General features: G+C 72.7%; 26 protein-coding genes. 18 read left to right on the plus strand and 8 right to left on the minus strand.

All coding sequences use genetic code 11. The features are described 5' to 3' along the window. Position 1 precedes the first annotated feature (1 nt). From ACFOY6_RS04090 to ACFOY6_RS04120, 7 genes are all read left to right on the plus strand, one after another. Entirely contained in the window at positions 2-520 is a 519-nt protein-coding gene (locus tag ACFOY6_RS04090; protein ID WP_379649099.1) for a CinA family protein, read from the plus strand. A gap of 143 nt (positions 521-663) precedes the next feature. Next, on the plus strand, positions 664-1,866 hold the full coding sequence (locus ACFOY6_RS04095) for a sensor histidine kinase (RefSeq protein WP_379649101.1): 1,203 nt from the start codon (positions 664-666) through the stop codon (positions 1,864-1,866). A 115-nt stretch (positions 1,867-1,981) separates the two neighbouring features. Beyond that, positions 1,982-2,347, plus strand: coding sequence for a preprotein translocase subunit SecG (gene secG / locus ACFOY6_RS04100; RefSeq protein ID WP_379649103.1), 366 nt, complete (start codon positions 1,982-1,984; stop codon positions 2,345-2,347). A 176-nt stretch (positions 2,348-2,523) separates the two neighbouring features. Further along, positions 2,524-4,152: a CTP synthase gene (locus ACFOY6_RS04105; RefSeq protein WP_109515093.1), complete on the plus strand. Its 1,629-nt coding sequence runs from the start codon at positions 2,524-2,526 to the stop codon at positions 4,150-4,152. Positions 4,153-4,345: 193 nt separating this feature from the next. After that, positions 4,346-5,872, plus strand: a complete 1,527-nt coding sequence (locus ACFOY6_RS04110) for a CHASE domain-containing protein (RefSeq protein WP_379649105.1) — start codon at positions 4,346-4,348, stop codon at positions 5,870-5,872. A gap of 136 nt (positions 5,873-6,008) precedes the next feature. Next, the gene (gene eno / locus ACFOY6_RS04115) at positions 6,009-7,286 is read left to right on the plus strand and encodes a phosphopyruvate hydratase (RefSeq protein ID WP_109515091.1); all 1,278 of its coding nucleotides are present in this window, start codon (positions 6,009-6,011) and stop codon (positions 7,284-7,286) included. A 174-nt stretch (positions 7,287-7,460) separates the two neighbouring features. Further along, positions 7,461-7,784: an FtsB family cell division protein gene (locus tag ACFOY6_RS04120; RefSeq protein WP_109515090.1), complete on the plus strand. Its 324-nt coding sequence runs from the start codon at positions 7,461-7,463 to the stop codon at positions 7,782-7,784. Here the strand turns inward: ACFOY6_RS04120 and ACFOY6_RS04125 are convergent. Further along, entirely contained in the window at positions 7,778-8,671 is an 894-nt protein-coding gene (locus tag ACFOY6_RS04125) for a LysR family transcriptional regulator (protein WP_379649108.1), read from the minus strand. The two genes, ACFOY6_RS04120 and ACFOY6_RS04125, sit on opposite strands and share 7 nt — an antisense overlap. A gap of 118 nt (positions 8,672-8,789) precedes the next feature. Between ACFOY6_RS04125 and ACFOY6_RS04130 the strand changes: the two genes are divergently transcribed. Next, positions 8,790-9,857, plus strand: a complete 1,068-nt coding sequence (locus ACFOY6_RS04130; protein ID WP_379649110.1) for a YeiH family protein — start codon at positions 8,790-8,792, stop codon at positions 9,855-9,857. A gap of 60 nt (positions 9,858-9,917) precedes the next feature. Here ACFOY6_RS04130 and gshB read toward each other — a convergent pair whose 3' ends face one another. Further along, on the minus strand, positions 9,918-10,862 hold the full coding sequence (gene gshB / locus ACFOY6_RS04135) for a glutathione synthase (RefSeq protein ID WP_109515456.1): 945 nt from the start codon (positions 10,860-10,862) through the stop codon (positions 9,918-9,920). Positions 10,863-10,981: 119 nt separating this feature from the next. Between gshB and ACFOY6_RS04140 the strand changes: the two genes are divergently transcribed. The 3 genes from ACFOY6_RS04140 to dnaQ are packed head-to-tail and all read left to right on the plus strand — an operon-like array spanning position 10,982 to position 13,132. Beyond that, positions 10,982-11,827 carry a shikimate dehydrogenase gene (locus ACFOY6_RS04140; RefSeq protein WP_109515455.1) on the plus strand — a complete coding sequence of 282 codons (846 nt, stop codon included), beginning with the start codon at positions 10,982-10,984 and terminating at the stop codon, positions 11,825-11,827. A gap of 10 nt (positions 11,828-11,837) precedes the next feature. Next, entirely contained in the window at positions 11,838-12,422 is a 585-nt protein-coding gene (gene coaE / locus ACFOY6_RS04145; protein WP_379634903.1) for a dephospho-CoA kinase, read from the plus strand. Then, a complete protein-coding gene (gene dnaQ, locus ACFOY6_RS04150) occupies positions 12,419-13,132 on the plus strand; it encodes a DNA polymerase III subunit epsilon (protein ID WP_379634905.1) in 714 nt (237 codons plus the stop codon). The genes coaE and dnaQ overlap by 4 nt, the downstream gene beginning before the upstream one ends. A 10-nt stretch (positions 13,133-13,142) precedes the next feature. Here dnaQ and ACFOY6_RS04155 read toward each other — a convergent pair whose 3' ends face one another. Together ACFOY6_RS04155 and ACFOY6_RS04160 are read right to left on the minus strand one after the other, a co-directional pair. After that, positions 13,143-13,970 (minus strand): aldo/keto reductase, encoded by an 828-nt coding sequence (locus ACFOY6_RS04155; RefSeq protein ID WP_379649112.1) that lies wholly within the window; start codon positions 13,968-13,970, stop codon positions 13,143-13,145. A gap of 135 nt (positions 13,971-14,105) precedes the next feature. Then, complete coding sequence (locus tag ACFOY6_RS04160; RefSeq protein ID WP_109515084.1) at positions 14,106-15,263, minus strand: amidohydrolase; 1,158 nt, start codon at positions 15,261-15,263, stop codon at positions 14,106-14,108. 25 nt (positions 15,264-15,288) lie between these two features. Between ACFOY6_RS04160 and ACFOY6_RS04165 the strand changes: the two genes are divergently transcribed. The 5 genes from ACFOY6_RS04165 to ACFOY6_RS04185 all read left to right on the plus strand — a co-directional run bounded on the left by ACFOY6_RS04165 (position 15,289) and on the right by ACFOY6_RS04185 (position 22,612). Beyond that, positions 15,289-17,226, plus strand: a complete 1,938-nt coding sequence (locus tag ACFOY6_RS04165; RefSeq protein ID WP_379649115.1) for an autotransporter assembly complex protein TamA — start codon at positions 15,289-15,291, stop codon at positions 17,224-17,226. After that, complete coding sequence (locus ACFOY6_RS04170) at positions 17,226-20,972, plus strand: translocation/assembly module TamB domain-containing protein (protein WP_379649118.1); 3,747 nt, start codon at positions 17,226-17,228, stop codon at positions 20,970-20,972. The genes ACFOY6_RS04165 and ACFOY6_RS04170 overlap by 1 nt, the downstream gene beginning before the upstream one ends. 63 nt (positions 20,973-21,035) lie before the next feature. Beyond that, on the plus strand, positions 21,036-21,488 hold the full coding sequence (locus tag ACFOY6_RS04175) for a MarR family winged helix-turn-helix transcriptional regulator (protein ID WP_109515081.1): 453 nt from the start codon (positions 21,036-21,038) through the stop codon (positions 21,486-21,488). Between the two features lie 72 nt (positions 21,489-21,560). Further along, positions 21,561-21,749, plus strand: a complete 189-nt coding sequence (locus ACFOY6_RS04180; RefSeq protein WP_109515454.1) for a hypothetical protein — start codon at positions 21,561-21,563, stop codon at positions 21,747-21,749. Continuing rightward, positions 21,749-22,612, plus strand: coding sequence for a DMT family transporter (locus ACFOY6_RS04185; protein ID WP_109515080.1), 864 nt, complete (start codon positions 21,749-21,751; stop codon positions 22,610-22,612). Before ACFOY6_RS04180 ends, ACFOY6_RS04185 begins: the two co-directional genes overlap by 1 nt. Before the next feature lie 22 nt (positions 22,613-22,634). On the opposite strand, the gene minE is transcribed toward ACFOY6_RS04185, so the two are convergent. From minE to minC, 3 genes are read right to left on the minus strand one after another with little or no spacing between them, the layout of a single operon-like run. Next, entirely contained in the window at positions 22,635-22,988 is a 354-nt protein-coding gene (minE, locus tag ACFOY6_RS04190; RefSeq protein ID WP_109515079.1) for a cell division topological specificity factor MinE, read from the minus strand. Next, positions 22,985-23,803, minus strand: a complete 819-nt coding sequence (minD, locus tag ACFOY6_RS04195) for a septum site-determining protein MinD (protein ID WP_109515078.1) — start codon at positions 23,801-23,803, stop codon at positions 22,985-22,987. Before minD ends, minE begins: the two co-directional genes overlap by 4 nt. 33 nt (positions 23,804-23,836) lie before the next feature. Then, entirely contained in the window at positions 23,837-24,589 is a 753-nt protein-coding gene (minC, locus tag ACFOY6_RS04200; protein ID WP_109515077.1) for a septum site-determining protein MinC, read from the minus strand. A 256-nt stretch (positions 24,590-24,845) separates the two neighbouring features. On the opposite strand from minC, the gene ACFOY6_RS04205 reads away from it, so the two are divergent. Together ACFOY6_RS04205 and ACFOY6_RS04210 are read left to right on the plus strand one after the other, a co-directional pair. Next, the gene (locus ACFOY6_RS04205) at positions 24,846-25,298 is read left to right on the plus strand and encodes an acyl-CoA thioesterase (RefSeq protein WP_109515076.1); all 453 of its coding nucleotides are present in this window, start codon (positions 24,846-24,848) and stop codon (positions 25,296-25,298) included. 202 nt (positions 25,299-25,500) lie between these two features. Beyond that, a complete protein-coding gene (locus ACFOY6_RS04210; RefSeq protein WP_379649122.1) occupies positions 25,501-26,310 on the plus strand; it encodes an alpha/beta hydrolase in 810 nt (269 codons plus the stop codon). 51 nt (positions 26,311-26,361) lie between these two features. Here ACFOY6_RS04210 and gloA read toward each other — a convergent pair whose 3' ends face one another. Beyond that, the gene (gloA, locus tag ACFOY6_RS04215; RefSeq protein ID WP_109515074.1) at positions 26,362-26,775 is read right to left on the minus strand and encodes a lactoylglutathione lyase; all 414 of its coding nucleotides are present in this window, start codon (positions 26,773-26,775) and stop codon (positions 26,362-26,364) included. Positions 26,776-26,783: the final 8 nt, after the last annotated feature.

Consider the following 26,783-nt stretch of genomic DNA (forward strand, 5'->3'; position numbering starts at 1 on the left):
GATGCTGGACGCCACCACCCGCGCCGCCGCCGCCGCCCTGCTGGCGGAGTTGCAGGCGCTCGGCCTGACGCTCGCCACCGCCGAGAGCTGCACCGGCGGGCTGGTCTCGGCCGTGCTGACGGCGGTGCCCGGCTCCTCCGCCACGCTGCTGGCGGGCTACGTCACCTATTCCAACGCCGCCAAGGCGCGGATGCTGGGCGTGCCGGAGCCGATGCTGGCCACGCATGGCGCCGTGTCGGAGCCGGTGGCGCGCGCCATGGCGGAGGGCGCGCTGCGCGATTCCGGCGCCGACCTCGCCGTCTCGCTCACCGGCATCGCCGGGCCGGGCGGCGCCACGCCGGGCAAGCCGGTGGGGCTGGTGCACATCGCGGCGAGCCGGCGCGGGGGGGAGACCCTGCACCGGCGCTGCGTCTTCCCCGGCGACCGGGATGCGGTGCGGGCGGCGAGCGTCGCCACCGCCCTCGGCCTGGTGGGCGAGCTGGCCCGGGGGAGCGCCGCCCCCGGGGGCGCGCCGGTCTAGGCACGGCCGCGCCGCCTGTTCCGCTCGCGGTAAAAGGATTTCACCGCGCCGCCCTGCGCCCTTATGACACGGCAGCCGAAGCGGAGCGGCACCCTGGAACGCCCCCTCCCCCCGCGCATCCCGCAATCTGGCCGGGTGACTTCATGAATTCGACCGAAGAACTGACCATACGCCTGCGGCAGCAGGCGCTGATCGCGGAGCTCGGCCTTGCCGCGCTGCGGCGCGAGGGGCTGCAGCCCCTGCTGGAGACGGCGGCGCGGCTGGCCGCCGAAGGCATGGGGGGCAGCTTCAGCAAGGTGCTGGAATACCAACCCGAGGATCAATGCTTCCTGCTGCGGGCCGGCATGGGCTGGCGCGAGGGCAATGTGGGCACGGCGCGCATCGGCAGCGACATGGAAAGCCCGGCCGGCTTCGCCTTCCGCAGCGGCCGCCCCGTCATCTCCAACCACCTCGCCGGCGAGAGCCGCTTCCGCACGCCGGCGCTGATGGCCGAGCACGGGATCCGCCGCGCCGTCAACGTGGTCATCCGCGGCGAGGCCGAGCCCTTCGGCGTGCTGGAGGTGGACAGCCGCGACGATGGCGACTTCACCCCGCGCGACGTGAACTTCCTCCAGGCCCTGGCCAACACGCTGGGCCTGGCGCTGGACCGCGAGCTGCGGGAGCGCGAGATGCAGCGTCTGGCCGAGCTGGCCGCCGCCCGCGCCCGCGAGGCGGAGGAGGCGGTGGCCGCGCGCGACGCCCTGCTGCGCGAGAAGGACCTGCTGATGCGGGAGGTGGACCACCGGGTGAAGAACAGCCTGACCGTCACCCGCTCCCTCCTCTCCCTGCAGGCCCGCCTCTCGACCGGCGGTGCGCGGGAGGCGCTGGAGGAGGCGGCGCAGCGCGTCTCCACCATCGCCCTGGTGCATGACCGGCTCTACCGGTCCGACCGCATCGGCTCTGTGGAGCTGGGCGACTATCTCGGCGGGCTGTGCAGCGACCTGGAGCGCTCGGCCGGGCTGCGCGACTCCGGCCGCTCCATACGGGTGCTGGCCGATGCGCATGAATGCCCGGCCGATGAGGCCATCACCATCGGCCTCATCGTCACCGAGGTGGTGACCAATGCCGCCAAGTATGGCGCCGGTGCCGTCTCCATCCGCTGCCTGCGCGACGACGCCACCGGCGGGCTGCGCCTGGAGGTGACGGACGAGGGCGGCGGCATGCCGCCCGGTTTCAACCCGGCGGAGAGCGACGGACTCGGCATGCGGCTGATCCTGGCGCTGAGCCAGAAGCTCGGCGGCGAGCCATGCTGGGAGGGCCCGACCTTCCGCCTCGATATCCCCGACCCGGCCTCGCTGCGGGAATGACCCTGCCGCGGCGTCCCCGCAGCCGGGGGGCGCGGCATCTTTCACCGCCAAAGCGGGGCGGCGGGCCACCTTGCCGCTGGCGCCGCCCGCGGAACGCGGCTAAGAGCGCACCGCCATGATGACCGTCCTGCTCGTCCTGCATCTGTTCGTGACCCTCGCGCTGATCGGCGTCGTCCTGCTGCAGCGCAGCGAGGGCGGCGGGCTCGGCATCGGCTCCTCGCAGGGCATGGGGTCGTTCATGAGCGGCCGCGGCACCGCCAACCTGCTGACCCGCACCACCGGCGTGCTGGCCACCCTGTTCATGGTGCTGGCGCTGGCCATGGCGCTGCTCGGCCGTGGCGAGGCCCGGCGCGGCGCCATCCTGGACGCGCCGCCGCCGCCCGTCGCCACCGGCGAGCAGCCGCTCCAGCCCAACGCGGCGCAGCCCGCCCCGGCCCAGCCGCCGGCGGCGCCGCCCCCGGCCTCCGTGCCGACCAACTGATCCGCCGAATCGGGCGCCGGGGGACCCCCCCGGCGCCCGAACCGCTTTTATGGGAGCCCTGCCCTGGCGGCGGCGCCCGAACCGGGGGTCCGGCCGGACCCTTGCATTGTGGAAACATCAGCCTTGCCGTGCCGCCGGGTTCCCGGCGGCCGCGCGGCGCGTTAGAAAGGTCGCCCATGACGCGGTTCGTATTCATCACCGGCGGCGTGGTTTCCTCTCTCGGCAAGGGCATCGCGGCGGCAAGCCTCGGCGCGCTCCTGCAGGCGCGGGGCTACAAGGTCCGCATTCGCAAGCTCGACCCCTACCTCAACGTCGATCCGGGCACGATGAGCCCGTATCAGCACGGCGAGGTGTTCGTCACCGACGACGGCGCCGAGGCCGATCTCGACCTCGGCCACTACGAGCGCTTCACCGGCGTGCACGCGACCAGGGGGGATTCCTTCACCTCGGGCCGCATCTATGCCGACGTGATCGCCAAGGAGCGGCGCGGCGACTACCTGGGCGGCACCGTGCAGGTCATCCCGCACATCACCGACGCCATCAAGGAAGCCGCCAAGGCCGACACGGACGGGCTGGACTTCGTGCTGGTCGAGGTCGGCGGCACGGTGGGCGACATCGAGAGCCTGCCCTTCCTGGAGGCGCTGCGCCAGCTGCACAACGAGCTGGGGCCGCAGCGCAGCCTGTTCATGCACCTCACCCTGGTGCCCTACATCCCCTCCGCCGGCGAGCTGAAGACCAAGCCGACCCAGCACTCGGTGAAGGAGCTGCTCGGCCTCGGCATCCAGCCGCAGATCCTGCTCTGCCGCTGCGACCGCCCGATCCCGGAGAATGAGCGCCGCAAGATCGCGCTGTTCTGCAACGTGCGGCCGGAGAGCGTGATCCCGGCGCTCGACGCCTCCAGCATCTACGCCGTGCCGTTGCAGTATCACGCCGAGGGGCTGGACCGCGAGGTGCTGCGCCATTTCGGCCTGTCGATCTACGGCGAGCCGGACCTGTCCAACTGGCAGCGCATCGTCCACCGGCTCGATAACCCGGAGGGCGAGGTGAAGATTGCGGTGGTGGGCAAGTACATCACCCTGCTCGACGCCTACAAGTCGCTGGCCGAGGCGCTGGCCCATGGCGGCATCCAGCACGGCGTGAAGGTGAAGCTGGACTGGGTGGACAGCCAGATCTTCGAGACGCCGAACGCGGTGGAGCGGCTCTCCGGCGTGCATGGCATCCTGGTGCCAGGCGGCTTCGGCGAGCGCGGCGCGGAGGGCAAGATCGAGGCGGTGCGCTTCGCCCGCGAGCGGAAGATTCCCTTCCTCGGCATCTGCTTCGGCATGCAGATGGCGGTGATCGAGGCGGCACGGAACCTGGTCGGGCTGGACAAGGCCTCCTCCACCGAGTTCGGCCCCAGCGAGGAGCCGGTGGTCGGCCTGCTCACCGAGTGGCTGCGCGGCAATGAGCGGGAGAAGCGCCATGCCGAGGGCGACCTCGGCGGCACCATGCGCCTCGGCGCCTATCCGGCTGCCCTCACCGAGGGTTCGCTGGTGCGGCAGGTCTATGGCCAGGCGCAGATCGAGGAGCGCCACCGCCACCGCTACGAGGTGAACATCGGCTACCGCGAGCGGCTGGAGGCGGCGGGGCTGCGCTTCTCCGGCCTCTCGCCGGACGGGCTGCTGCCGGAGATCGTCGAGTATCCGGACCACCCGTGGTTCATCGGCGTGCAGTACCACCCGGAGCTGAAGTCGAAGCCCTTCCAGCCGCACCCGCTCTTCGCCGGATTCGTCGGCGCTGCGGTGAAGCAGGCGCGGCTGGTCTGAGCCCGCCCCGCCGCGGCGGCCTTCCTCCGGCCCTTTAACGGTAATGAAATAACAAGAGCCGAGACTGGCGCCATCCCTCCCGGGGATGGCGCTGGTGCCGTCTGGAGCGGAGGAGCGGGCGAAGGCACGGGCAGGAATGGGTGTTGCCACTACGGCGTTGAACAGGCGTGCGCCGCTCCTGCGGCAATCCGCCATGTTCGTGCTCGCCTGCGGCCTCGTGCTGTCGCTCCTGGCCTGGCACATGACCGCCCGCCGGACCGACGAGGAGGCCAGCCGCAGCTTCCAGCAGGCCAGCCAGCACATCACCCGCCTGGTGGAGGAGCGGATGCTGCGGGCGCTGGACCTGGTGGCCGGCTTCCGCGGCCTGTTCAGCGTGCACCGGCATGTCAGCCGCGCCGAGTTCCGCGAGCATTTCAACAGCCTGCACCTGCCGGAGCGCTTCCCGGGCGTGATCGCCATCCAGTACGCGCCCCTGGTGCCGGCTGCCGAGAAGGCTGCCTTCGAGGCCCAGGTGCGGGCCGATACCAGCCTCGACCCGCATGGCTATCCGGACTACGCCATCCACCCGGCCGGCGAGCGGGACTTCTACATCCCGGTTCTCTACAACGAGCCGATGGCCGGCAACGAGGCCGCCTTCGGCCACGACAACACCGCCGAGCCCAGCCGCCGCCGCGCCATGGAGCGCACGCGCGACACGGGCGAGCCGATCGCCTCCCCGCCCCTCACCCTGCTGCAGGGCGCCGCGGGCTTCGTCATCCGCCACGCGGTGTACCGGCGCGATGCGCCGCTCTGGACGGAGGCGCAGCGGCGCGCCGCCTTCCTTGGCCAGGTAAGCGGCGTGTTCCGGACCACGGACCTGCTCTCCTCCCTGCTGGAGGAGCATCTGAAAGGCTACCGCATCCGCGTCGAGGACCGCGGCGACGCGCGGGAGGGACAAGGCCAGGCGGCGCTTCTGTTCGACAGCCAGCTGGCCAATGCCCCGCCGGCCAGCCTCCTCGGCGCGCCGCAGCGGCTGGAGGCGCCGCTGACCATGGCCGGGCGCATCTGGGTGGTGGAGGTCAGCCGGCCGGCCACCCTGCCGCATCTGGCGCCGCTGCCGGTCGCCGTGCTGCTGAGCGGCGTGGCGCTGACCCTGGTGGTGCGCTGGCTGCTGCTCGGCATGGCCCGGCATTCCGACAGGACCGCCGAGATCGCGGCGCGGCTGGCGCATGAGGCGACGCATGACGCGCTGACCGGCCTGCCCAACCGCCTGCTGCTGGAACAGCGGCTGAAGGAGGCGCTGGAGACCGCGAAGCAGGACCAGACGCGCCTGGCGCTGCTCTTCATCGACCTCGACCGGTTCAAGGCCATCAACGACACGCTCGGGCACGAGGCGGGCGACGTTGTGCTGCGGCAGGTGGCGCTGCGCCTGCGCGGCGCGCTGCGCCCGACCGACACGGTGGCGCGGCTCGGCGGCGACGAGTTCGTGGTGCTGCTGTCGGTGCCGACGGGCAGCCTCTGGCGCGGCGTGGCGGACCGCATCCTGGCGCTGATCACCCAGCCCATGACCTATCGCGAGCACCGCCTCTCGGTCGGCGCCAGCCTCGGCGCCGCCCTCTATCCCGAGCACGGCACGGATGCCGCGGCGCTGCTGCGCCATGCGGATGACTCCATGTACGCCGCCAAGCGCGGCGCCAGCCTCGCCACCGCCCCTCCCGCGCCGTCCAGCCGCGCCGGCTGACGCGGGAGCGTCCCGGCCGGATATGGCAGGGCGGATACGGAATCGTGGGTGGCCGCGCCCCTTGCCCTCACCGCCCCACTATCCTATCCGCGCAGGGTCCGACTTACCCCGTCCGACATATCCAGAGGGACCCGGAATGACCGCCATTGCCGACATCATCGCCCGCGAGATCCTCGATTCGCGCGGCAACCCCACCGTCGAGGTCGATGTCGTGCTGGACAGCGGGGCCATCGGCCGCGCCGCCGTCCCCTCGGGCGCCTCCACCGGCGCGCATGAGGCCGTCGAGCTGCGCGACGGCGACAAGGCCCGCTTCCACGGCAAGGGCGTGCAGAAGGCGGTCGCCAATGTCGAGGGCGAGATCTTCGACGCGCTCTCCGGCATGGACGCCACCGAGCAGGTCAAGATCGACGAGACGATGATCGCGCTCGACGGCACGCCGAACAAGTCGCGTCTCGGCGCCAACGCCATCCTCGCCGTGTCGCTCGCCACCGCCAAGGCGTCTGCCGAGCATTACGGCGTGCCGCTCTACCGCTATGTCGGCGGCGTCTTCGCCCGCACCCTGCCGGTGCCGATGATGAACATCATCAATGGCGGCCAGCACGCGGACAACCCGATCGACATCCAGGAATTCATGATCATGCCGGTCGCCGCCGGCTCCTCCGCCGAGGCCGCGCGCATCGGCTCCGAGGTGTTCATGAGCCTGAAGAAGGCGCTGCACGATGCCGGCCACAACACCAATGTGGGCGACGAGGGCGGCTTCGCGCCGGACCTGAAGTCGGCCGATGAGGCGCTGGGCTTCATCGCCAAGGCCTGCGAGGCCGCCGGCCACCGCGTCGGCGAGGACATCATGTTCGCCCTCGACTGCGCCTCCACCGAGTTCTTCAAGGGCGGCGTCTACGACATGGAGGGCGAGGGCAAGAAGCTCGACGCCGCCGGCATGGTGGACTACCTGGCGAACCTCTGCGCCAAGTTCCCCATCATCTCCATCGAGGATGGCTGCGCCGAGGATGACTGGGAGGGCTGGAAGCTGCTGACCGACCGCCTGGGCGGCACGGTGCAGCTCGTCGGCGACGACCTGTTCGTCACCAACCCCGAGCGGCTGCGCCAGGGCATCGAGCGCAAGACCGGCAACTCGATCCTGGTGAAGGTGAACCAGATCGGCTCGCTGACCGAGACGCTGGAAGCGGTCGAGATGGCGCACCGCGCCGGCTACACGGCCGTCATGTCGCACCGCTCGGGCGAGACGGAGGACAGCACCATCGCCGACCTCGCCGTGGCCACCAACTGCGGCCAGATCAAGACCGGCTCGCTCTCCCGCTCGGACCGGCTGGCCAAGTACAACCAGCTCATCCGCATCGAGCAGGGCCTCGGCCCGGCCGCGCGCTATGCCGGCCGTTCCATCCTGAAGCGCTGAGGCGCGGCCGGGACGCCGGGGGCGCAGCCGCCCCCGGCCCTTGCCTCCTCGCTTTTTCGTGGCCGCCGCGCCACGCTGCCGCGCGAAACCAGGAGCGGCCGCTATCCTCCTCTTGCACGTCACCTTTCACCTGCCGTTAATCCTTCTTGCAGTGCGGTGTGCGGAGTGGGATCGATGCGGGCCATCAAGCGGACAATCCAGGTTCTGTGGCTGCCGCTGATCTTCGCGGGGCTGATCTGGCATTTCGCGTGGTACGCGGTGCACGGGCCCCGCGTGGGTTCGCTGGCGCGCGAGGCGAAGGCGGCCGAGATCGAGACCGCGCGCATCACCCTGGCCCAGGCCGAGAGCGAGCGTGACGCCATGGAGCGCCGCGTCGCCGGCCTGCGCGGCGACCGCATCGACCGCGACCAGCTCGACGAGCGCGCCCGCGCCCTGCTCAACATGGTGGGCAAGAACGAGCTGGTGATGCCCTACGGGCCCAACAAGCGCCTCTACTGAGCGGCCTCGACCGCGCCCGCGAGGGCCAGCAGCGCCCGTGAGGCGCGGCTGGAATAGCGCTCCCGGTGCCGCAGCGCCTTGAAGCTGCGCGGCGGCAGGACGATGGGCGCCCGCACCAGCAGGCCGGCGGCCAGATGCGGCCCCGCCGCCCGCTCGGACACCACCGTGGCGCCGCCATCGGCCTCCACCGCCGCCAGCACCGCCTCGTTCGAGGGCAGTTCCAGGATCACCGAGAGCGCCTCGGGCGGCAGCCCGGCGCCGCGCAGCAGCTCCTCGAAGGCGGCACGGGTGCCGGAGCCGGCCTCCCGCATCACCCAGCGGCTTTGCGGCAGGTCGGCGAGGCGGAGCGATTTGGCCCGCGCCCAGGGATGCCGCGGCCCCACCACGATGACGAGCTGGTCGCGCGCCAGCACCGCCTGGCGCAGGGCCGGCTCGGCCACCTCGCCTTCCACGAAGCCGAGCTCCGCCTCGCCGCGCAGCACCGCCTCCACCACGCTGGTGGTGTTGCCGGCGCCCACCTCCACCGTCACGCCCGGGCAGGCGGCGTGGAAGCGCACCAGCAGCGGCGGCAGCCAGTAGCTGGCCACCGTCTGGCTGGCCTGCACCCGCAGCGTGCCGCGCAGCGTGCCGCCCAGCTCGGAGAGCACCAGCTCCGCCGCCTCGGCGCGAGCCAGCACGGCGGCGGCCTCGGTGCGGAAGATGCGCCCCTCCGTGGTCAGTTCGATACGCCGGCCGATGCGGTGGAACAGGGCGATGCCATGCCGCCCCTCCAGCGCGCGGATGGCGGCGCTCACCGCCGATTGCGTCAGGTGCAGCGCCGCCGCGGCGCGGGTGACATGCTCGCGCTCGGCCACCGCCAGGAAGATGCGGAGCTGTTCCAGGGTCACGCGGGGTCTCCCAAGGGCAACCGTTCGATTTTATCGAACGGAATGACAAGAACAACGCGTTGGATCGATGATACGGCGCGCGGCAGGATGGGCGTCACCCAAACGCCACGGTTCTGTCATGCCGCCTGTTCCTCCTGCCCTCGCCGCCTCTCCGGACAAGAATACCGGGCATCCCGCCCTGGCCTGGCTGCGGCGCATGGCGCCGGGCGTGCTGCTCTGCGCCGTCGTCGGCGGTGCGGCCGCGCTGCTGTCGCAGGCGCAGGCGCATTTCCTCGGCCGGGCCTGGCTGGATTCGCTGGTGCTGGCCATCCTCATCGGCACCACGCTGCGCAGCCTGTGGGTGCCGCCCGCCCGCTTCGCCCCCGGCATCGGCCTCAGCGCCAAGACGCTGCTGGAGGTGGCGGTGATGCTGCTCGGCGCCTCGCTCAGCGTCACCGCCATGCTGGCGGCGGGGCCGGCGCTGATCCTGGGCATCGGCGTGGTGGTGCTGCTGGCCATTGCCTTCAGCTACGGCCTCGGGCGGCTGCTCGGCCTGCCGAAGCGCATGGCCATGCTGGTGGCCTGCGGCAACTCCATCTGCGGGAACTCGGCCATCGCCGCCGTGGCGCCGGTGATCGGCGCCCAGGCCAAGGACGTGGCCAGCGCCATCGCCTTCACGGCGGTGCTCGGCGTCGGAGTGGTGTTGTCGCTGCCGCTGCTGGTGCCGGTGCTGGGGCTGAGCGAGCTGCAATACGGCGTGCTGGCGGGCCTCACCGTCTATGCGGTGCCGCAGGTGCTGGCGGCCACGGCGCCGGTGGGGGCGCTCGCCGTGCAGCTCGGCACGCTGGTCAAGCTGGTGCGGGTGCTGATGCTGGGGCCGGTGGTGCTGGGCCTCTCCCTGCTCGCCGGGCAGCGGGAGGGGAAGAAGCCGGGTGGTCAAAAGCTGGGCCTGGCCAAGCTGGTGCCCTGGTTCATCCTGGGCTTCCTGGGGCTGATGGCGCTGCGTGCGCTGGGGCTGATCCCGCAGGCGCTGCTGGCGCCGCTCGCCACCCTGACAGGCGTGCTGACGCTGCTGGCCATGGCGGCGCTGGGGCTCGGCGTCGATGTGCGGATGGTGGCCAAGGCCGGCGGGCGGGTTACCGCCACCGTGATGCTCTCGCTGCTGGCGCTGGGGCTGGTCAGCCTGCTGCTGATACGGCTGGTCTGAGCACCGAAAAAAGGCCGGGGGAAGGAATTCCCCCGGACCCCTATCTTTTTGCTTCGAGTCTCAGCGCTTGGCCTCGATGGCGTCCCAGATCGCCTTCTCCAGGTGCACGCCGTCGAAGCGGGCCAGCTCCTGCAGGCCTGTCGGCGAGGTGACGTTGATCTCGGTCAGATAGTCGCCGATCACGTCGATGCCGACGAAGATCAGGCCGCGCTCCTTCAGGGCGGGGCCGATGCGGGCGCAGATCTCCTTGTCCCGCTCGGTCAGCGCCACCGCCTCGGGGCGGCCGCCCACATGCATGTTGCTGCGGCTCTCTCCCTCGGCCGGCACGCGGTTGATGGCGCCCATCGGCACGCCATCCACCAGGATGATGCGCTTGTCGCCCAGCCGCACGGCCGGCAGGTATTGCTGGATCATCAGCGGCTCGCGCGAGCGCTCGGCGAAGATCTCCAGCAGGGAGTTGAGGTTGCCATCCTCGGGGCGCAGGTGGAACACGCCCGCCCCGCCATTGCCGAACAGCGGCTTGACGATGATGTCGCCATGCTTCTGGCGGAACTTCCGCACCTCCAGCGGGTCGTGCGTGATGATGGTGTCCGGCATCAGCTCCGGGAACTGCATCACGAACAGCTTCTCCGGCGCGTTGCGGACATGCACCGGGTCGTTCACCACCAGGGTCTTGGGGTGGATGTGCTCCAGGATGTGCGTGGCCGTGATGTAGGCCATGTCGAAGGGCGGGTCCTGCCGCATCAGCACCACATCCATGGTGGAGAGGTCGTGCTCCGCCGCCTCGCCCAGCGTGTAGTGGTTGCCCTTCTCCCGCCGCACCTCGACCGGCTGCATCCGCGCCAGCACGCGGCCCGAGGCCAGCGTCAGGTCCTTCACATGGTAGTGCCAGAGCTGGTGGCCCCGCGCCTGCGCCTCCAGCATCAGCACGAAGGTGCTGTCGCCGTCGATGTTGATCCCCTGGATCGGGTCCATCTGGACCGCGACCTTCAAGCCACGCGCCATGGAATGCTCCGTGTGTGCCGTTTCGTCGCCCCAAGTGGTGGCATTGCCGGGCGCGGAATGCCAGGGGGCGTGGCGGCGGCCCATTGACCAAGCCGCCGCCACGCCCGATTCATGGGCGCATGACGATCCTCACCGGCAAGGCCAGGCTGGCCGGCGTGCTGGGCTGGCCGGCCTCGCATTCGCGCTCCCCCCGGCTGCATGGCCACTGGCTGCGGCAGCACGGCATCGACGGCACCTACATCCCGCTCCAGGTGCGGCCGGAAGACTTCGCGCAGGCCGTGCGCGCCCTGGTCTCGCTCGGCTTCCAGGGCGCCAACGTCACCATCCCGCACAAGGAGGCGGCCTTCGCCCTGTGCGATTCGGTGGCGGAGAGCGCCCGCCGCGCCGGGGCGGTGAACACGCTGGTGTTCCGCGAGGGCCGCATCGAGGGCTCCAACACCGATGGCTACGGCTTCCTGGAGAGCGTGCGGGAGCAGGCCCCGGGCTGGCGGGCGGCGGATGGCCCGGCGGTGCTGCTCGGCGCCGGCGGCGCGGCGCGCGCCATCGCCGCCGCCCTGCTCGACGCCGGCTGCCCGCGCCTGACCCTGGTCAACCGAAACCGGGCGCGCGCCGAGGCGCTGGCCGGGGCGCTGGGTGGCCCCGTCGCGGTGGCCGAGGCGCCGCCGCTGGAGGGCGCGGCGCTGCTGGTCAATTCCACCAGCCTCGGCATGGCCGGCCAGCCGCCGCTGGAGATCGACCTCGCCCCCCTCCCCGCCCATGCGGTGGTGGCCGATGCCGTCTATGTGCCGCTGGAGACGCCGTTGCTGGCCGCCGCCCGCGCCCGCGGCCTGCGCGGCGTCGACGGGCTGGGGATGCTGCTGCACCAGGCGCGGCCCGGCTTCGCCGCCTGGTTCGGGGTGGAGCCGGTGGTGGACCGGGCGCTGCGCGACTTCGTCGCCGCCGACATCCCGCGCCACCCCGCATGAAGGTGGCTTCGTGAAGATCTGGGGCCTGACGGGCGGCATCGGCATGGGCAAGTCCACCGCCGCCGCCACCTTCCGGCGGCTCGGGGTGCCGGTGTTCGATGCCGATGCCGCCGTGCATCGCCTCCAGGGGCGCGGCGGCCGGGCCGTGGGGCCGATCGGCGAGGCCTTCCCCGGCACGGTGCGCGACGGCGCGGTGGACCGCGAGGCGCTACGCCGTGTGGTGCTGGCCGACCGCGCCGCGCTGCGCCGGCTGGAGGGCATCGTCCACCCGCTGGTGCGGGCGGAGGAGCGGCGCTTCCTGGCCCGCGCCCGCCGCGCCGGGCGGCGCCTCGTGGTGCTCGACATCCCGCTGCTGTTCGAGACCGGCGGCGAGGCGCGGTGCGACGCGGTGGTGGTTGTCTCCGCCCCCGCCGCCGTGCAGCGCGCCCGTGTGCTGGCCCGCGGCGGCATGACGCCGGAGCGCCTGGACGCCATCCTCGCCCGCCAGACGCCGGATGCCGAGAAGCGCCGGCGCGCCGACCATGTCATCCGCACCGGCCTGTCGCGCGGCCATGCGCGCCGGGCCATCCGCCGCCTGCTGGAGAACGACCGATGAGCCGTGCCCTGGTGCTCGACACCGAGACCACCGGCTTCGACCCCGCCACCGGCGACCGCGTGCTGGAGGTGGCGGCGGTGGAGCTGGTCAACCTCGTCCCCACCGGCCTCTTCTACCACCAGCTCATCGACCCCGAGCGGGAGGTGCCGGAGGAAGCCGCCAAGGTGCACGGCTTCACCTGGGACATGCTGCGGGACAAGCCGAAATTCGCCGAGATCGCCCCCGCCCTGCTGGCGTTCCTGGGCGACGACCCGGTCGTGGCGCACAACGCCCCGTTCGACTTCGCCTTCCTCGATTTCGAGCTGAAGAAGGCCGGCCACCCCGTGATCGACCGGGCGCGCATGGTGGACACGCTGGTGCTGGCCAAGAAGCGCTTCCCCGGCCTGCCCAACAGCCTGGACGCGCTCTGCCGCCGCTACGGCATCGACAACTCCATGCGTACCGCGCACAACGCGCTGCTCGACGTGCAGCTGCTGGCGCAGGTCTATCTGGAGCTGATGGGCGGCAAGCAGCCGGACCTCGCCTTGGCCTCGGCCCCGCGCGTGGCGGCGCCGGCGGCGATCGAGCTCGATGCCGCGCCGGTGGCGCGCGCGCCGCGCCCGGTCGTGCCGAGCGAGGCGGAGATCGCCGCCCACACCGCCTTCCTGGGCAAGCTCAAGGACCCGGTCTGGGCCACGCTGCTCGGCGGCGGGGAGAAGCCTGGCGGCTGAGGCGCCGCCTTCAGCTGTTCCAGTCGGGCGCGAAGTCGGGGTTCACGCGGCGCCAGTCCTTCGGCAGCGCGTCGATGGCGGCGACATCCGCCGCGTCCAGCCTCTCCGCCAGCGCCACGGCGTCGAGATTGGCCTGCTGGCTTTCGCGCCGGCTGGCCTTGGGGATGGCCACCACCATCTCCTGCCGCAGCAGCCAGGCCAGCGCCACCTGCAGCCCCGTGGCGCCGTGCCTGCGGCCGATCTCCGCCAGCACCGGCTGGCTGGCCAGCGCCCCCTGCCCCAGCGGCGAATAGGCGGCGAGCGCGATGCCGCGCGGCCGGCACCACTCCAGCAGCGGCTGCTGCGAGAGCAGCACATGGTATTCCACCTGCAGGCAGGCGGGCTCCGCGCCCATCGCCTCCAGCTGCCGCATCAGCCCGAGCGGGAAGTTGGAGACGCCCCAGCGGCGCACCAGCCCCTCCGCCTTCGCCTTCTCCAGCGCCGCCACCGCCGCGGCGAGGTCCATCTCCGGCGACGGCCAGTGGATCAGGAACAGGTCGAGATGGTCCGTGCCCAGCTTGGCCAGTGAGCCTTCCAGCGAGCGCCGCAGCGCGGCGGGGGCCAGGTTGTCGTACCAGACCTTGCTGGTGAGGAAGACATCCCCCCGCGCCACGCCGGAGGCGGCGAGGCCGGCCCCCACCTCCGCCTCGTTGCCGTAGCGGTCGGCGGTGTCGAGATGGCGGTAGCCGAGCGCCAGAGCGCTCTCCACCGCCGCCTGCCCCTCCGGCCCGGCCAGCTTCCAGGTGCCGAGCCCGAGCTTGGGGATGGCGATGCGGGGCGAGCGGGCAAGCGGGATCATGCGGTCTTCCTCGGCGGGGGGTGGCAAAAGTCGGTGCGGCGGGAACCGTGGCGGCCACGGCAGGTTGCGCGGCGCAACCTGGGCCATGCCTCCGGCGTTTCCCGCGGCAGGCGGAAGATGCGCGCCACGCTGCCTTCAGCCGGGCTCCTGTGCCAGGGCACGCCGGGCGGTCTCCGCCAGGAAGCCGCTGGCCACCGGCAGCACGGCGTCGTTGAAGTCGTAATGCGGGTTGTGCAGCTCGCATCCACCCTCGGCCGGGCCGTTGCCGATCCAGACGAAGGCGCCAGGAACCTCATGCAGGAAGTGCGAGAAATCCTCCCCGGTCATGGCGGGCCCGATGTCGCGGCGGAGCGTGGTCACCGCCGCTGCCGCGCCGGCCGCCAGCTCACGCGCCTCCGGGTGGTTGGCGGTGACGGGCACGCCGCCCCAGACGCGGCTGGTGGCCTGCACGCCGAAGGTGGCCGAGACGCCCTCCGCCACGCGCTGCAGCCCCGCCTCGATCTCCCGCCCGACCTCCGGCTTGATGAAGCGCATGCTGCCCTTGATGGTGACGCGGGCGGCGATCTGGTTCTCCGCCTCGCCGCCATGGATCATGGTCAGGCTGACGACGCCGGTTTCCATCGGGTCGAGGTTGCGCGCCACGATGGACTGGCAGGCGACGATGGCGTGGCCGGCGGCCACCATCGGGTCACGCGTCAGGTGCGGCAGCGCAGCGTGGCCGGCATGGCCCTCCACGACGATCTCGAAGCGCCGGCCGGCGGCCATCACCGCGCTGTCATGCACCGCGATGGTGCCCGCGGCCAGGCCCGGCCAGTTGTGCCAGCCGAAGATGCGGTCCATCGGGAAGCGGCGGAACAGCCCGTCGCGCACCATGGAGGCGGCGCCGCCGCCGCCCTCCTCGGCCGGCTGGAACACCAGCCGCACCGTGCCGGACCAGCTCTCATCCTGCATCAGCAGCGCCGCGGCGCCGAGCAGCGCCGTGGTGTGGCCGTCATGTCCGCAGGCATGCATCACGCCCGGGTTGGTGCTGCGCCAGGCCAGATCCTGCGCCGCCTCCTCGATCGGCAGCGCGTCCATGTCGGCGCGCAGGCCGACGCTGCGGTTGCTGCCGGGCCGGTGCAGGGTTGCCACCACGCCATGACCCCCAACATCGGTGACGATGTCGGTCACACCCAGCTCCCTCAGCTTGTCCACCACGAACTTGGCGGTTGGCCCTTCATGCAGGGTGAGGCTGGGGTTGGCGTGGAGATGCCTGCGCCAACGCGTGAGTGTTTCGGCAAGAGTCGGATCCATGTGCTAGGGCATACTCCCTAAGACGATGCGCCTCAAATCCCGACTTGCCCTTGTCGCCCTGTCCGCCGCCGTCGCGGGTGCCCTTCCCCTCACGGCCATGCTGCGCGCCTTCGCCCAGCCTGCGCCGGAAAGCCGGGGGGCGGAAAGCGGGGCCGCAGGCACGCCGGCCGCCAGCCAGCCGGAGGCGCCGCAGGATGAGGCCAATCTCGCCTATACCGTGGCCCTGCCGGAAACCGGCGACGAGGCGCTGGACACCGCCATCCGCAATGCCTCCGCGCTGGAGCGGCTGCGCGAGAGCGCGCCGGTGGATGCCTACGGGCTGATCGGCCGCGCCCTGGCCGAGACCGACAACATGCGCGATGCGCTGCGCTCCGAAGGCTATTACGGCGGCAGCGCCCGCATCGCCATCGACGGTCAGGCGCCGGACAGCCCGGGCCTGGCCGAGCGCCTGCTGGCGCGCGAGGGCAATGCGGAGCCGGTGCCGGTCTCCGTCATGGTGGAGCCGGGGCCGCAATACCGCCTGGCGCCCGTGCGGCTGCAGGCCGAACCCGCCGGCGCCTCGATCGCCGATGCCGGGGAGACCGGGCTGAAGGAGGGCGACCCCGCCCGCGCCCAGCCAGTGCTGGATGCCGAGGGGCGGCTGCGCGACGCGCTGCGCAATGCCGGCCATCCCTTCGCCGCCGTGCGCCGCCGCGTGACGGTGGACCATGACACGAACCGCATGGAGGTCACCTTCACCGTGGCCCCCGGCCCGCGCCCGCAATTCGCCCGGCCCGGCGTCAGCGGCGAGGAGCGCACCGACAGCGACCTGCTCGCCCGCATCGTCGCCCCGATGCAGGGCCAGGGCTACAGCCAGAAGGCGATCGACGAGAAGCGCCGGGACCTGCTCAGCCTCGGCGTGTTCAGCACCGTGCGGGCCCGTGCCGGCGAGCGGCTGGACGAGGCGGGCGACCTGCCCCTCACCTTCACCGTGGCCGAGCGGCCCCTGCACGCCATCGGCTTCAGCGCCGCCTACGAGACGCGCTACGGCCCCACCTTCAGCACCTACTGGGAGCACCGCAACCTGTTCGGCGGCGCCGAGCGGCTGCGGCTGGAGGCGGAGGTCAACCGCCTCGGCACCACGGGCGACACCAGCGACACGGGCGGCAAGATCGGCGCCAGCCTGCGCACCCCCTGGTTCGCCGGCCGCAACCAGACCCTGACCTTCGACATCGCCGCCCTGCGCGAGCGCCCCGACGCCTATGACCGCGATGCCTTCACCCTCGGCGCGCTGCTGGAGCGGGAATTCTCGCCCCGCCTGACCTATGGCTTCGGCCCGCAGATCGAGTTCAGCCGCGTCACCCAGGACAATGTGACGACGAACTACCAGCTGCTCGGCCTGATCGGGCAGCTGCGTTGGAACGACACGGACAACCCGCTAAATCCGAGCCGCGGCATCCGTGCCGCGCTGCTGGTCAACCCGATCTATTCGCTGGGCGAGAGCAATGCCTTCACCCGGCTGCGTGCCCAGGGCAGCACCTATTTCGACGTCAGCGGCGACAAGGGCAGCATCATCGCGCTGCGCGGCGTGGTGGGCAGCATCGTCGGCGCCTCCTTCGGCGGCGTGCCGCCCGACAAGCGCTTCTACGCGGGTGGCGGCGGCTCGGTGCGCGGCTATTCCTACCAGTCCGTCGGGCCGCGCACGGCCAGCGACGAGCCGGCGGGCGGCCTCTCCCTGGTGGAGGGCAGCGTCGAGCTGCGCCAGCGCATCAGCGGCCCGATCGGCATGGCGGCCTTCGTCGATGCCGGCTCCGTGACGCGCGACCCGACGCCGGATTTCGGCAACCTCAAGGTCGGCGCCGGCCTGGGCGTGCGCTACCTCACGGCCATCGGTCCGCTGCGCGCCGATATCGCCATCCCCCTCAACAAGGAGAGCGGGGATTCCGCCTTCGGCCTTTATGTCGGCATCGGGCAGGCTTTCTGATGCGCCGGGTGCTCCGCTGGGCCCTGGGCCTGCTCGCGATTCTGATTCTGCTGCCCGTGCTGCTGCTGGGCGGCGTGCTGGTGGGCGCCAACACCGCGCCCGGCCAGCGCCTGCTGGCTGACCTCGCGCAGCGTTTCGTCCCCGGCCTGACCATCGAGGGGCTGCACGGCCCCATTCCCGGCGCCCCCGGCTTCGCCCGCCTCACCATGGCCGATTCGCAGGGGCCCTGGCTGGAGGTGGAGGATGCCCGCCTCGACCTCGACCTGCGCGCCCTGCTCTCGCGCGACCTGCGCATCGAGGCGCTCACCGCCCGCCGCGTGGCGCTGCTGCGCCTGCCCGAGGCCGGCGAACCCGCCCCGGAGCCGGAGCCGCAGACCACCGAGGGCGGCCCCATCCCCACCCTGCCGAACCTGCCCGTGGCGGTGCATCTGGAGCGCCTCGCGGTGGAGCGCATCGAGATCCCGCGCGAGCTGGTGGCGGCCACGGTGGAGGAGCACGGCCCCGCCCCCCATGGTCCCTCGGGCTTCGCTCTCTCGCTGAACGGCGAGGTCAGCCTCGTCGCCGCCGCCCTGCAGGCGAAGCTCGCCGTGCAGCGGCTGGAGGCCGAGGGCCGGCTCGACCTGGAGCTGGGCCTCGACCCGCAGGCGCGGCTGCTGGCCGACCTGCGCGCGCAGGAGCCGCCCGGCGGCGTGCTGGCCACCGCGCTCGGCATCCCGCAGGCGCCGGCCGATCTCACCCTGCGGCTGGACGGCCCGGCCAGCGGCGCCGATCTGCGCGCCCGCGCCGCCTTTGGCGAGCTCGCCGGCTTCAACGCGGAGGGCCGCGTGGCGCTGGACGCGGCGGGCGGCGGCGCCCTCACCCTCGCCGGCCATCTCGACGCGCCGGCCAACCTGGCGCCCGAGCCGGTGCGCGCCATCGACTTCACGCTGGGCGCGAAGCTGCCCGCCGGCGGCCAGCCGGAGCTGGAGAATCTCCGCCTCTCCGCCCGCGCCGGCGAGATCACCGCGCGCGGCAGCCTGGCGCTGCTGGAGGCCGAGGCGCGCATCGCGAACTCGGCGGAGCTGGCGCCGCTGGTGCCGGAGATCATCGGCTGGGAGGGTATCACCCTCACCGCCCGGGTGGAGGATGGCGAACGCATCCAGGCGCAGCTCCGCCCGCGCGGCCTGCGCGGCCCGGACCCGATGGGCGCCGTGCTCGGCCCCAACCCCGAGGCCGACTACCGCGGCACCGCCTTCCGCATCGACAGCCTGGAGGTGCGTGGCCAGGGCGCCCGCCTGCATGTCGAGGGCAGCGGCTGGGACGTGCTGGACCTCACGGCGCGGCTCGATGTGCCGGAGCTGAAGGCGATCCGCCCGGAACTGTCCGGCCCCATCGCCGTCGATGCCCGCGTCACCGGCCCCGCGGCCGACCCCGCCATCGCGCTCAAGGCGGCCAGCCCCGGCCTGTTCGTCGCCGGGCGGCGTGTCGAATCGCCGGAGCTGGTGGCGGAGATCCCCTCCGTCAGCGGCATGGCCGGCACGCTGCGCCTGACCGGCCGGGCCGAGGGCCAGCCCATCGCCCTCGCCCTGCGCGCGGCGCAGGAGGGCGATCTGGTGCGTCTGGCCGAGGGCGATATCACCTTCGGCCCCATCCGTGGCCAGGTGGACGGCACGCTGAACACCGCCACCACCCTGTTCGACGGCACCGCCACCATCGCCGCCGAGAACCTCGCGCCGCTCTCCGAGCTGGCTGGCCAGCCGGTGGCCGGGCGGCTGCGCGTCGAGGCGAAGCTGGCGCCGACCCCCGAGGGCCGCCAGAGCATCGACGCCCGCATCGAGGCGCCGAATGTCGAGGTCGGCGGCCAGCGCTACAGCGCCAACGCCCTGGTGAAGGGCACCGATGCCGCCTTCGACTGGAACATCCGCGCCGGGCTGCCCCAGGCCAATGTCGAGGGCCGCGGCCGCTTCAGCCGCAATGACGAGGGCATGCGGGTCGATATCGCCGTGCTGGAGGCGGCGCAGGGCGAGATGGGCATCCGCCTCGCGGCACCCGGCGCCATCCTGCTGCCGAATTCCGGCGCGGTGGAGATCCCCGGCCTGCGCCTCGCCGCGCGGCCGGCGGGCAACCTCACCGTCAGCGGCCGCTGGGGGCCGGAGCGGGCCGACATCCGCGTGGCGCTGGCCGCCCTGCCTGCCTCGCTGGTCAACATGTTCGCGCCCGAGCCGCGCCTCTCCGGCACCGTGGTGGGCGAGGCGCGCATCACCGGCCCGACCAGTGCGCCGGAGGTCAACGCCACCCTCAACGGCACCGGGCTGCGCGCCGAGGCGCCGTGGTCGCGCGGCTGGCCCGCCGCCACGCTGCGGGTCGAGGCGCAGCGGGCCGGCAACGGCGCGGTGCGGGCCAGCGCCGCGCTGCGCATGGGCAGCATGGTGACGCTCGACGCCCGCGCCGAGCTGCCGCAGGGGCCGGGGGCCGAGGCGCCGCTCTCGGCCAGCCTCAGCGGCCAGGCCAACCTCCAGCCGTTGCTGACGCCGAGCCTGGGCGGCAGCGCCAACCGCGTCACCGGCCGCATCGTGCTCGATGGCGGCGCCTCCGGCACGCTGGGCGCGCCCGCGTTGAATGGCACCGCCACCCTCTCCGGCGGCGAGGTGCGCAACCCGCTCTTCGGCCTGCGCCTCACCGGCATCAACGGCCGGCTGCGCGCCAGCGGCGACCAGGTGCTGCTCGAGAACTTCGTGGCGCGTGCCGGCAATGGCAGCATCACCGCGCGCGGCAGCGCGCAGCCGCTGGCCGCCGGCATCCCCATCGACATCGCCATCACCGCGCGCGACGCGACGCCGGTGCAGAGCGAGCTGGTGACGGCGCTGCTGGATGCCGACCTCCGCTTCACCGGGCCCTTGCAGACCGACCCGGCGCTGGGCGGCACGGTGCGGCTGCGCCGGGTGGTGGTGAACATCCCGCAGGCGCTGCCCGGCGGCGGCGTGGCCACGCTGGGCGATGTGCGCGAGCGTGGCGCCGGCGCCCCCGCGCCACCCGAGCCCGGCCCCGCCGCGCCGCCCATCCGGCTGAACGTGACGGTGGAGGCGCCGCAATCCATCCTGGTGCGCGGCCGTGGGCTCGACGCGGAGCTGGGCGGCACGCTGCGCGTCGGCGGCACGGCGGCGGACCCGCAGCCGGCGGGCGCCTTCACCATGCGGCGCGGCACCTTCCAGCTGCTCGACCGGCGCATCGTCTTCAACCGCGGCGCCATCACCTTCACTGGCGACCTGCAGCCGCACCTCGATTTCGAGGCCAGCACCAATGCCCAGGGCGTGACCATCACCATCACCGTCACCGGCGAGCCCGGCAAGCCGGAGATCAGCTTCACCTCGGAGCCGGAGCTGCCGCAGGACGAGGTGCTGGCGCGGCTGCTGTTCGGCCGCCCCGTGGACAAGCTCTCGCCGCTGGAGATCGCGCAGCTCGCGGGGGGCGTCGCCAACCTGGCCGGCGTCGCGCCCGGCGGCGGGCGCGGCTTCCTGGGCCGGCTGGCGGACCGGCTGGGGCTGGACCGGCTCGGCGTCGGCAACCAGGAGGGCGGGCTGGAGAACCCCTCGGTGCAGGCGGGCGGCTATGTCGGCCAGGGCGTCTATGTCGGCGTCGAGCAGGGCGCCGAGGGCGGGCCGCGCGTCGGCGTCGAGGTGGAGCTGACGCCAAGGCTGAAGCTGGAGAGCAGCACCGGCGGCGAGACGGGCGAGCGCATCGGCCTTTCCTACGAGTTCGAGTACTAAGCCGGGGAAGACCGCCCCCCGGCGCCCGTTCCGCCCCATCGCCGGCTGCGCTATGCTGCGGCCATGGACGCGGAGCGATTCAGGCAGGAGCCGATCGACCTGGGGCCCCTGCCGGGGCTGCTCGGGCATCTGCTGCGCCGCGCCCATACCCGCATGTTGCTGGATTTCACCGAGAGCACGGCCGAGTTCGGCATCACCTCCGGGGAGTTCGCGCTGCTCTGCCTGGTGGAGGCCAATCCCGGCATCACCCTCGGGCAGCTCGCCACGGCCGCGGCGCTGGACAAGTCCACGCTGAGCCCGGCCATGCAGCGCCTCACCGAGCGCGGGCTGGTGGAGCGGCATGCGGTTCCCAGCGACCGGCGCGCCCAGGCCCTGCGCCTGAGCGCCGAGGGGATGGCGCTGCTGCCGCCCTTCAAGGCCCGTGTGGGAGAGCATGAGGACCGGATCGCCCAGCCGCTGGACGCGGCGGAGCGGGAGGCCCTGCTCTGCCTGCTGCGCAAGCTGAACGGTCTCTGAGACGCCTCTCCTTCCTCTTTCCCTGCGCGCCCGCACAGGATGCGCGGCCCCTGCCACAAGGACATGACGACCATGCGTGCGTTCGACGGCCAGCTCTCCGGCAATCGTCCCATCTCCCGCACCACCGAGGAGAAGAAGCGCCAGCTGCGCGACCTGAAGGAGGCGCTGGCGGCGCTGAAGCCGCACGCCGCCGCCTCGCTGCGGGAGTCGCTGACCGCCAAGATCAAGGCGCTGGAATCCGAGCTCGCGCCCCGCCGCTGATGCCGCTGGCCCGCCGGCCCTCCGCCGCGCTGGCGGGCATCGGGCTGATGCTGCTGGCCGCCCTGTGCGGCGCGGGGGTGAATGCCTGCTACCGCGCCGCCCTGCGCGAGGGGCTGCCGGTGCCGCTGGTGCCCTTCGCGCGCGGGCTGATCACCCTGGCCATCCTGTCGCCCTGGATCCTGCGCGCCGGCCCCATCGCGGCGCTGGCCACGCGCCGGCCGAAGCTGCACCTGGCGCGCGGTGCCGCCGGCATCGCCACCTTCCTGCTCCAGCTCCTCGCCATCACCCTGCTGCCGTTGGCGGACGCTGTGGCGATGATGAGCGCCCGCCCGCTCTGGGTGCTGCCGCTGGCGGCGCTGCTGCTGCACGAGGCGGTGCGGCGCGACCGGGCGCTGGCCGCTGCCATCGGCTTCGTCGGCGTGCTGATCGTCGCGCAGCCGGGGGGCAGCCTCTCGCTCGGCACGCCGGCGGCGCTGGCGGCGGGGATGTGCAGCGCCCTGGTGCTGATCACCTTCCGCGCCCTTTCGGCCACCGAGCCGCCGGTGCGGGTGGTGGCTTGGTACTCGGTGATCTCGGTGCTGTTCTGGGGGCCGGTCTCGGCCTTCGTCTGGCAGACGCCGAGCCTGTTCGCCCTGGCCATGCTGGTGGGCGGCACGCTGTTCGCGCTGGGCAGCGACCTCGCCGCCTCGGCCGCGGCGCGGCGGGCGGAGGTCGGGCTGCTGGCGCCGATCGAGTATGCGCAGATTCCGGCCAGCGCCATGCTGGGCTGGGCCATCTATGCCGAGCGGCCGGGCCTGGCGCTGCTGGCCGGCACGGTGGTGATGCTCGGCGCCACCCTCTACCTGGTGCGGCGCGGCCGCTGAGGCCGCGCCGGTTCCCCGGGCTTCAGGAGGCCTTCTGGCCGGCCTCGGCCTTGCTGCCGGCCGGCGCTTCCGGCGCGGCCGCCTTGCCGGCGGGGGCGTCGGCGCCGGGCTTGGGCTTCTCCGGCGCCGGCAGTTCCACCTCGATCGCCAGCGTGCTCATGTCGCCGCCGCGGTCGAGCGAGATGTTCACCGCCTTCGGGTCGATGGCGACGTAGCGCGCCACCACCTGGATCAGCTCCTTCTGCAGCCGCGGCAGGAAATCGTCGCCCGTGCGGCTGATGCGCTCATGCGCCAGCACGATCTGCAGCCGCTCCTTGGCGGCACCCGCGCTGGGCGGCGGCTTGCTCTTGCCCCGGAAGACGTCGAGCCAGCTCATGCGGCCCTCCCCCCGAACAGGCGCGACAGGAAGCCCCGCTTCTCCGGGTCGATGAAGCGGTGCGGGCGGTCCTCGCCCAGGAAGCGGGCGACCGCGTCCTTGTAGGCCTGGCCGGCGTTCGACACGTCGTCCAGGATCACCGGGCTGCCGGTGTTGGAGGCCTTCAGCACGCTCTCGCTCTCGGGGATGACGCCGAGCAGCGGGATGGCGAGGATCTCGCGCACATCCTCGAGCTTCAGCATCTCGCCCCTCTCCACCCGCTCCGGCGCGTAGCGGGTGACGAGGAGGTGCTCCTTCACCGGCTCCTTCTTCTCCTCGGCGCGGCGCGACTTGGACTGCAGCACGCCGAGGATGCGGTCACTGTCCCGGACGGAGGAGACTTCCGGGTTGGTGACGATGATCGCCTGGTCGGCGAAGTAGAGGGCCAGCAGCGCGCCCTTCTCGATGCCGGCGGGGCTGTCGCAGACGATGTAGTCGAAATCCTGGCTCAGCTCGTCGATGATCTGCGCCACGCCCTCCTTGGTGAGGGCGTCCTTGTCCCGCGTCTGGCTGGCAGGGAGGATCGAGAGGGTGTCCACCCGCTTGTCGCGGATCAGCGCCTGGTTCAGCCGCGCCTCGCCGCTGATGACGTTGACGATGTCGAACACCACGCGGCGCTCGACGCCCATGATGAGGTCGAGGTTGCGCAGGCCGACGTCGAAGTCGATGACCACCGTCTTCTTGCCGCTCTGGGCGAGACCGGTGGCGAAGGCGGCGGAGCTTGTGGTCTTGCCGACCCCTCCCTTGCCCGACGTCACCACGATCACTTGCGCCATTGGTCTCTCCTCTCTGCCGGGTGGGAAGCGGGCTCAGCCCAGCCGGTCAAACCGCATGTTCTCGCCGATCAGCCGCACCTGCGCCGGCTTGCCGATCGGCGCGTCCGTCAGCCCCTCCCGCACGGCGTAGTAGCCGGCGATGGAAACCAGTTCCGGATCGAAATTCAACGCGAAGACGCGCGCTTCCATATTGTCGGCCCCGCCGGCGATGGCCCGGCCCCGGAGGGCGCCATAGACGTGCAGGTTGCCGTCCGCAATCACCTCGCCGCCCGGATTGACCGTGCCGTTGATGATAAGATCGGCACCCTGGGCCCAGATGCGCTGGCCGGCGCGCACCGCGTGATCGACGATGACGGTGGGGCGCATCGACCCGGGCGGCAGCGGCGGCGCGGGCGGCGGCTCGCTGCTGGCGGCGGGCGGGGGCGGCGGCGCCAGCGCCACCTCCTCCTGCGCGCCGGCGGCACGCAGCGGCGGCAGGCCGGCGCTCTGGGCTGCGGCCTTCATCTCCGGCGAGCCGCCCACGGTGCCGATGGGCATGATCTCGATGCGGCGCAGCTCGGCCGCGAGGGTGGCGAAATCCACCTCGTGCGGCGCCACCGCCAGGTCGTCCAGCCCGATCACCAGCGGCGCGAAGCGCAGGAAGCCGGGCGCGCGGCGGAACTGGTCGCCGAGGGCAGGAACAATCACCTCGTGCCGTGGATCGAGCAGCCGGAGCACCAGCAGATTGAAATTCGCGCCGCGCAGCCGGAATGGCTCAAGGCGGGGATTGGCGGCGGGTGCTGACATCGTGCGCGGAAACGATCCTGGCTGGTCGGGTTGCGGGACTCCGGCAGGCCGGGCGGGCCGGCGGCGGCATATTGCCACCGATCGGCGCCCTGTTCGCCAGGAATTCTTCTTTTATACAAGGCCCACGCGCCAGGGCGAAGCCCAGGCCGCGCAAACCCCGCCCCCCCGCGCGGATTTTTGCCGCCGGGCGTGGGCGGCGTGCCACAGCCCGCCCCGCATTGCAGCCCCGCATCACGACAAGGACCGCGCCCCGCGCATGAGCAAGAGCATCCCCCGCCGGGCCGAGTACCGGCACTTCCAGGACATCCCCACCCGCTGGGGCGACCAGGACAGCTACGGCCACATCAACAACGCCGCCTACTACTTCTACTTCGACACGCTGGTGGCGCTGTTCCTGGCCGGGCGCGGCCTGCAGCCCACCCCGGCCGATCCCGGCTCCAGCCTGGCCGTGGTGGTGGAGACGATGTGCCGCTTCCACAGCCCGGCCCATTTCCCGGATGTGCTGGCGGGCGGGCTGCGGGTCGCGCATGTCGGGCGCAGTTCGGTGCGCTACGAGATCGGGCTGTTCCGCCCGGGCGAGGATCTGGCCTGCGCCGAGGGCCACTTCATCCATGTGCAGGTGGACGCGGCGACGCAGCGGCAGACCGTGCCGGTGCCGCCGGCCCTGCGCGAGGCGCTGGCACCGCTGCTCGTCTCCCCGCCGGGCTGACCCGCCGCGGCGCAACTGCACAAGGGGTGGGCGGCCGCCGCACCCGCCGGGCAGGCCCGGGGACCGCCGGCCCCGGCCTCGCCCGGCGCGGCACGCCGGTTGCAAAGGGCCAGGACGGCCCGAGCAAGGAGTGTCCCGGCATGTCGCATCCCTACCGCTGCACGGCGCCCTTGAAGGACCGCCACCCAGGTGGGGCGAGGCGATGATCCCGCCTCCGCAGGCCGCGCCGCAGGGTGGACGGACGGTGCTCCGCCGCGGCGGGCCGGGCCTCTCGGCGGCGGAGCTGGCCGGCCAGTGGGCGGAGGATTCGCGGGCGCTGCGGGCCGCCCGGCCCGGCAGGCTGGACCTTCCCTACGCGGCCGCCGAGGCCTGCCGGTGGGATCTCTACCCCGCCATCGACCCCGCCGCGCCCTGCGTGGTGCTGCTGCATGGCGGCGGCTGGCGGGAAGGCGGCCGGCAGGGCTTCGGCGCGCTGGCGCAGGGGCTGCTGGCGCATGGCTGGTCGGCCGCCCTGCCCGGCCACAGCCTGATGCCGGAGGCCAGCCTGACGCGCATCGTCCGGCAGGGTCACCGCGCGCTCGACTGGCTGGCGGCGCAGGGGCCGCTGCACGGCATCACCGGGCCGGTGCTGCTCTGCGGCTGGAACTCCGGCGCGCATCTGGCCGCCATGCTGCTCGGCCATCCGCGCGTGAAGGCCGGGCTCGGCCTTTCCGGCCTCTACGAGCTGGGATCGCTGGAGGAGAGGCTGGGGTTGACGCCGCTGGAGGTGGAGGTGCTCTCGCCGCAGCGCCTGCCGGTGGTGCGCAAGCCCTTCGCGCTGGCCTATGGCGAGGCGGAGCCGGAGGCGGCGCAGCGGCAGTCCCGCGCCTTCCACGCGCTGCGGCAGCGGGAAGGCTGCGCCGCCCCGCTGCTGCCGCTGCCCGGCCTGGACGAGGCGACGCTGCTGGAGACGCTGCGCGCGCCGGACGGCCTGCTCTGCCACGCGGCGCGCGCGCTGATCGAGGAGGCCTGAGGGCCGGTGGGCGGGGCCCGGGGGACAGCCTCCCCCGGGCGGGGACGCCTGTTAGCCGCGCGTCCCGGCTTCCGCCGACTTGCGCTCGATCAGCTCGATCTTGTACCCGTCCGGGTCCTCGACGAAGGCGATCACGGTGGTGCCGAACTTCACCGGCCCCGGCTCGCGCGTGATCTTGGCGCCCTCGGCGCGCAGCTTCTCGCAGGTGGCATAGACATCCGGCACGCCGATGGCGAGATGGCCGAAGGCGTTGCCCAGCTCGTACTTGTCCACGCCGTAATTGTAGGTCAGCTCGATGACGCCGGCGCCGGTGCTCTCCGGTGCGTAGCCGACGAAGACCAGCGTGTACTTGCCGTCCGGCACGTCGTTGCGGCGCAGCTCCTGCATGCCGAGCAGGCGCGTGTAGAAATCCACGCTCCGCTCCAGGTTGCCGACGCGGATCATGGTGTGCAGGAAGCTGCTCATGGGGTGTT

This window comes from Teichococcus aestuarii (assembly GCF_042651065.1).
Classification (GTDB): domain Bacteria; phylum Pseudomonadota; class Alphaproteobacteria; order Acetobacterales; family Acetobacteraceae; genus Pseudoroseomonas; species Pseudoroseomonas aestuarii.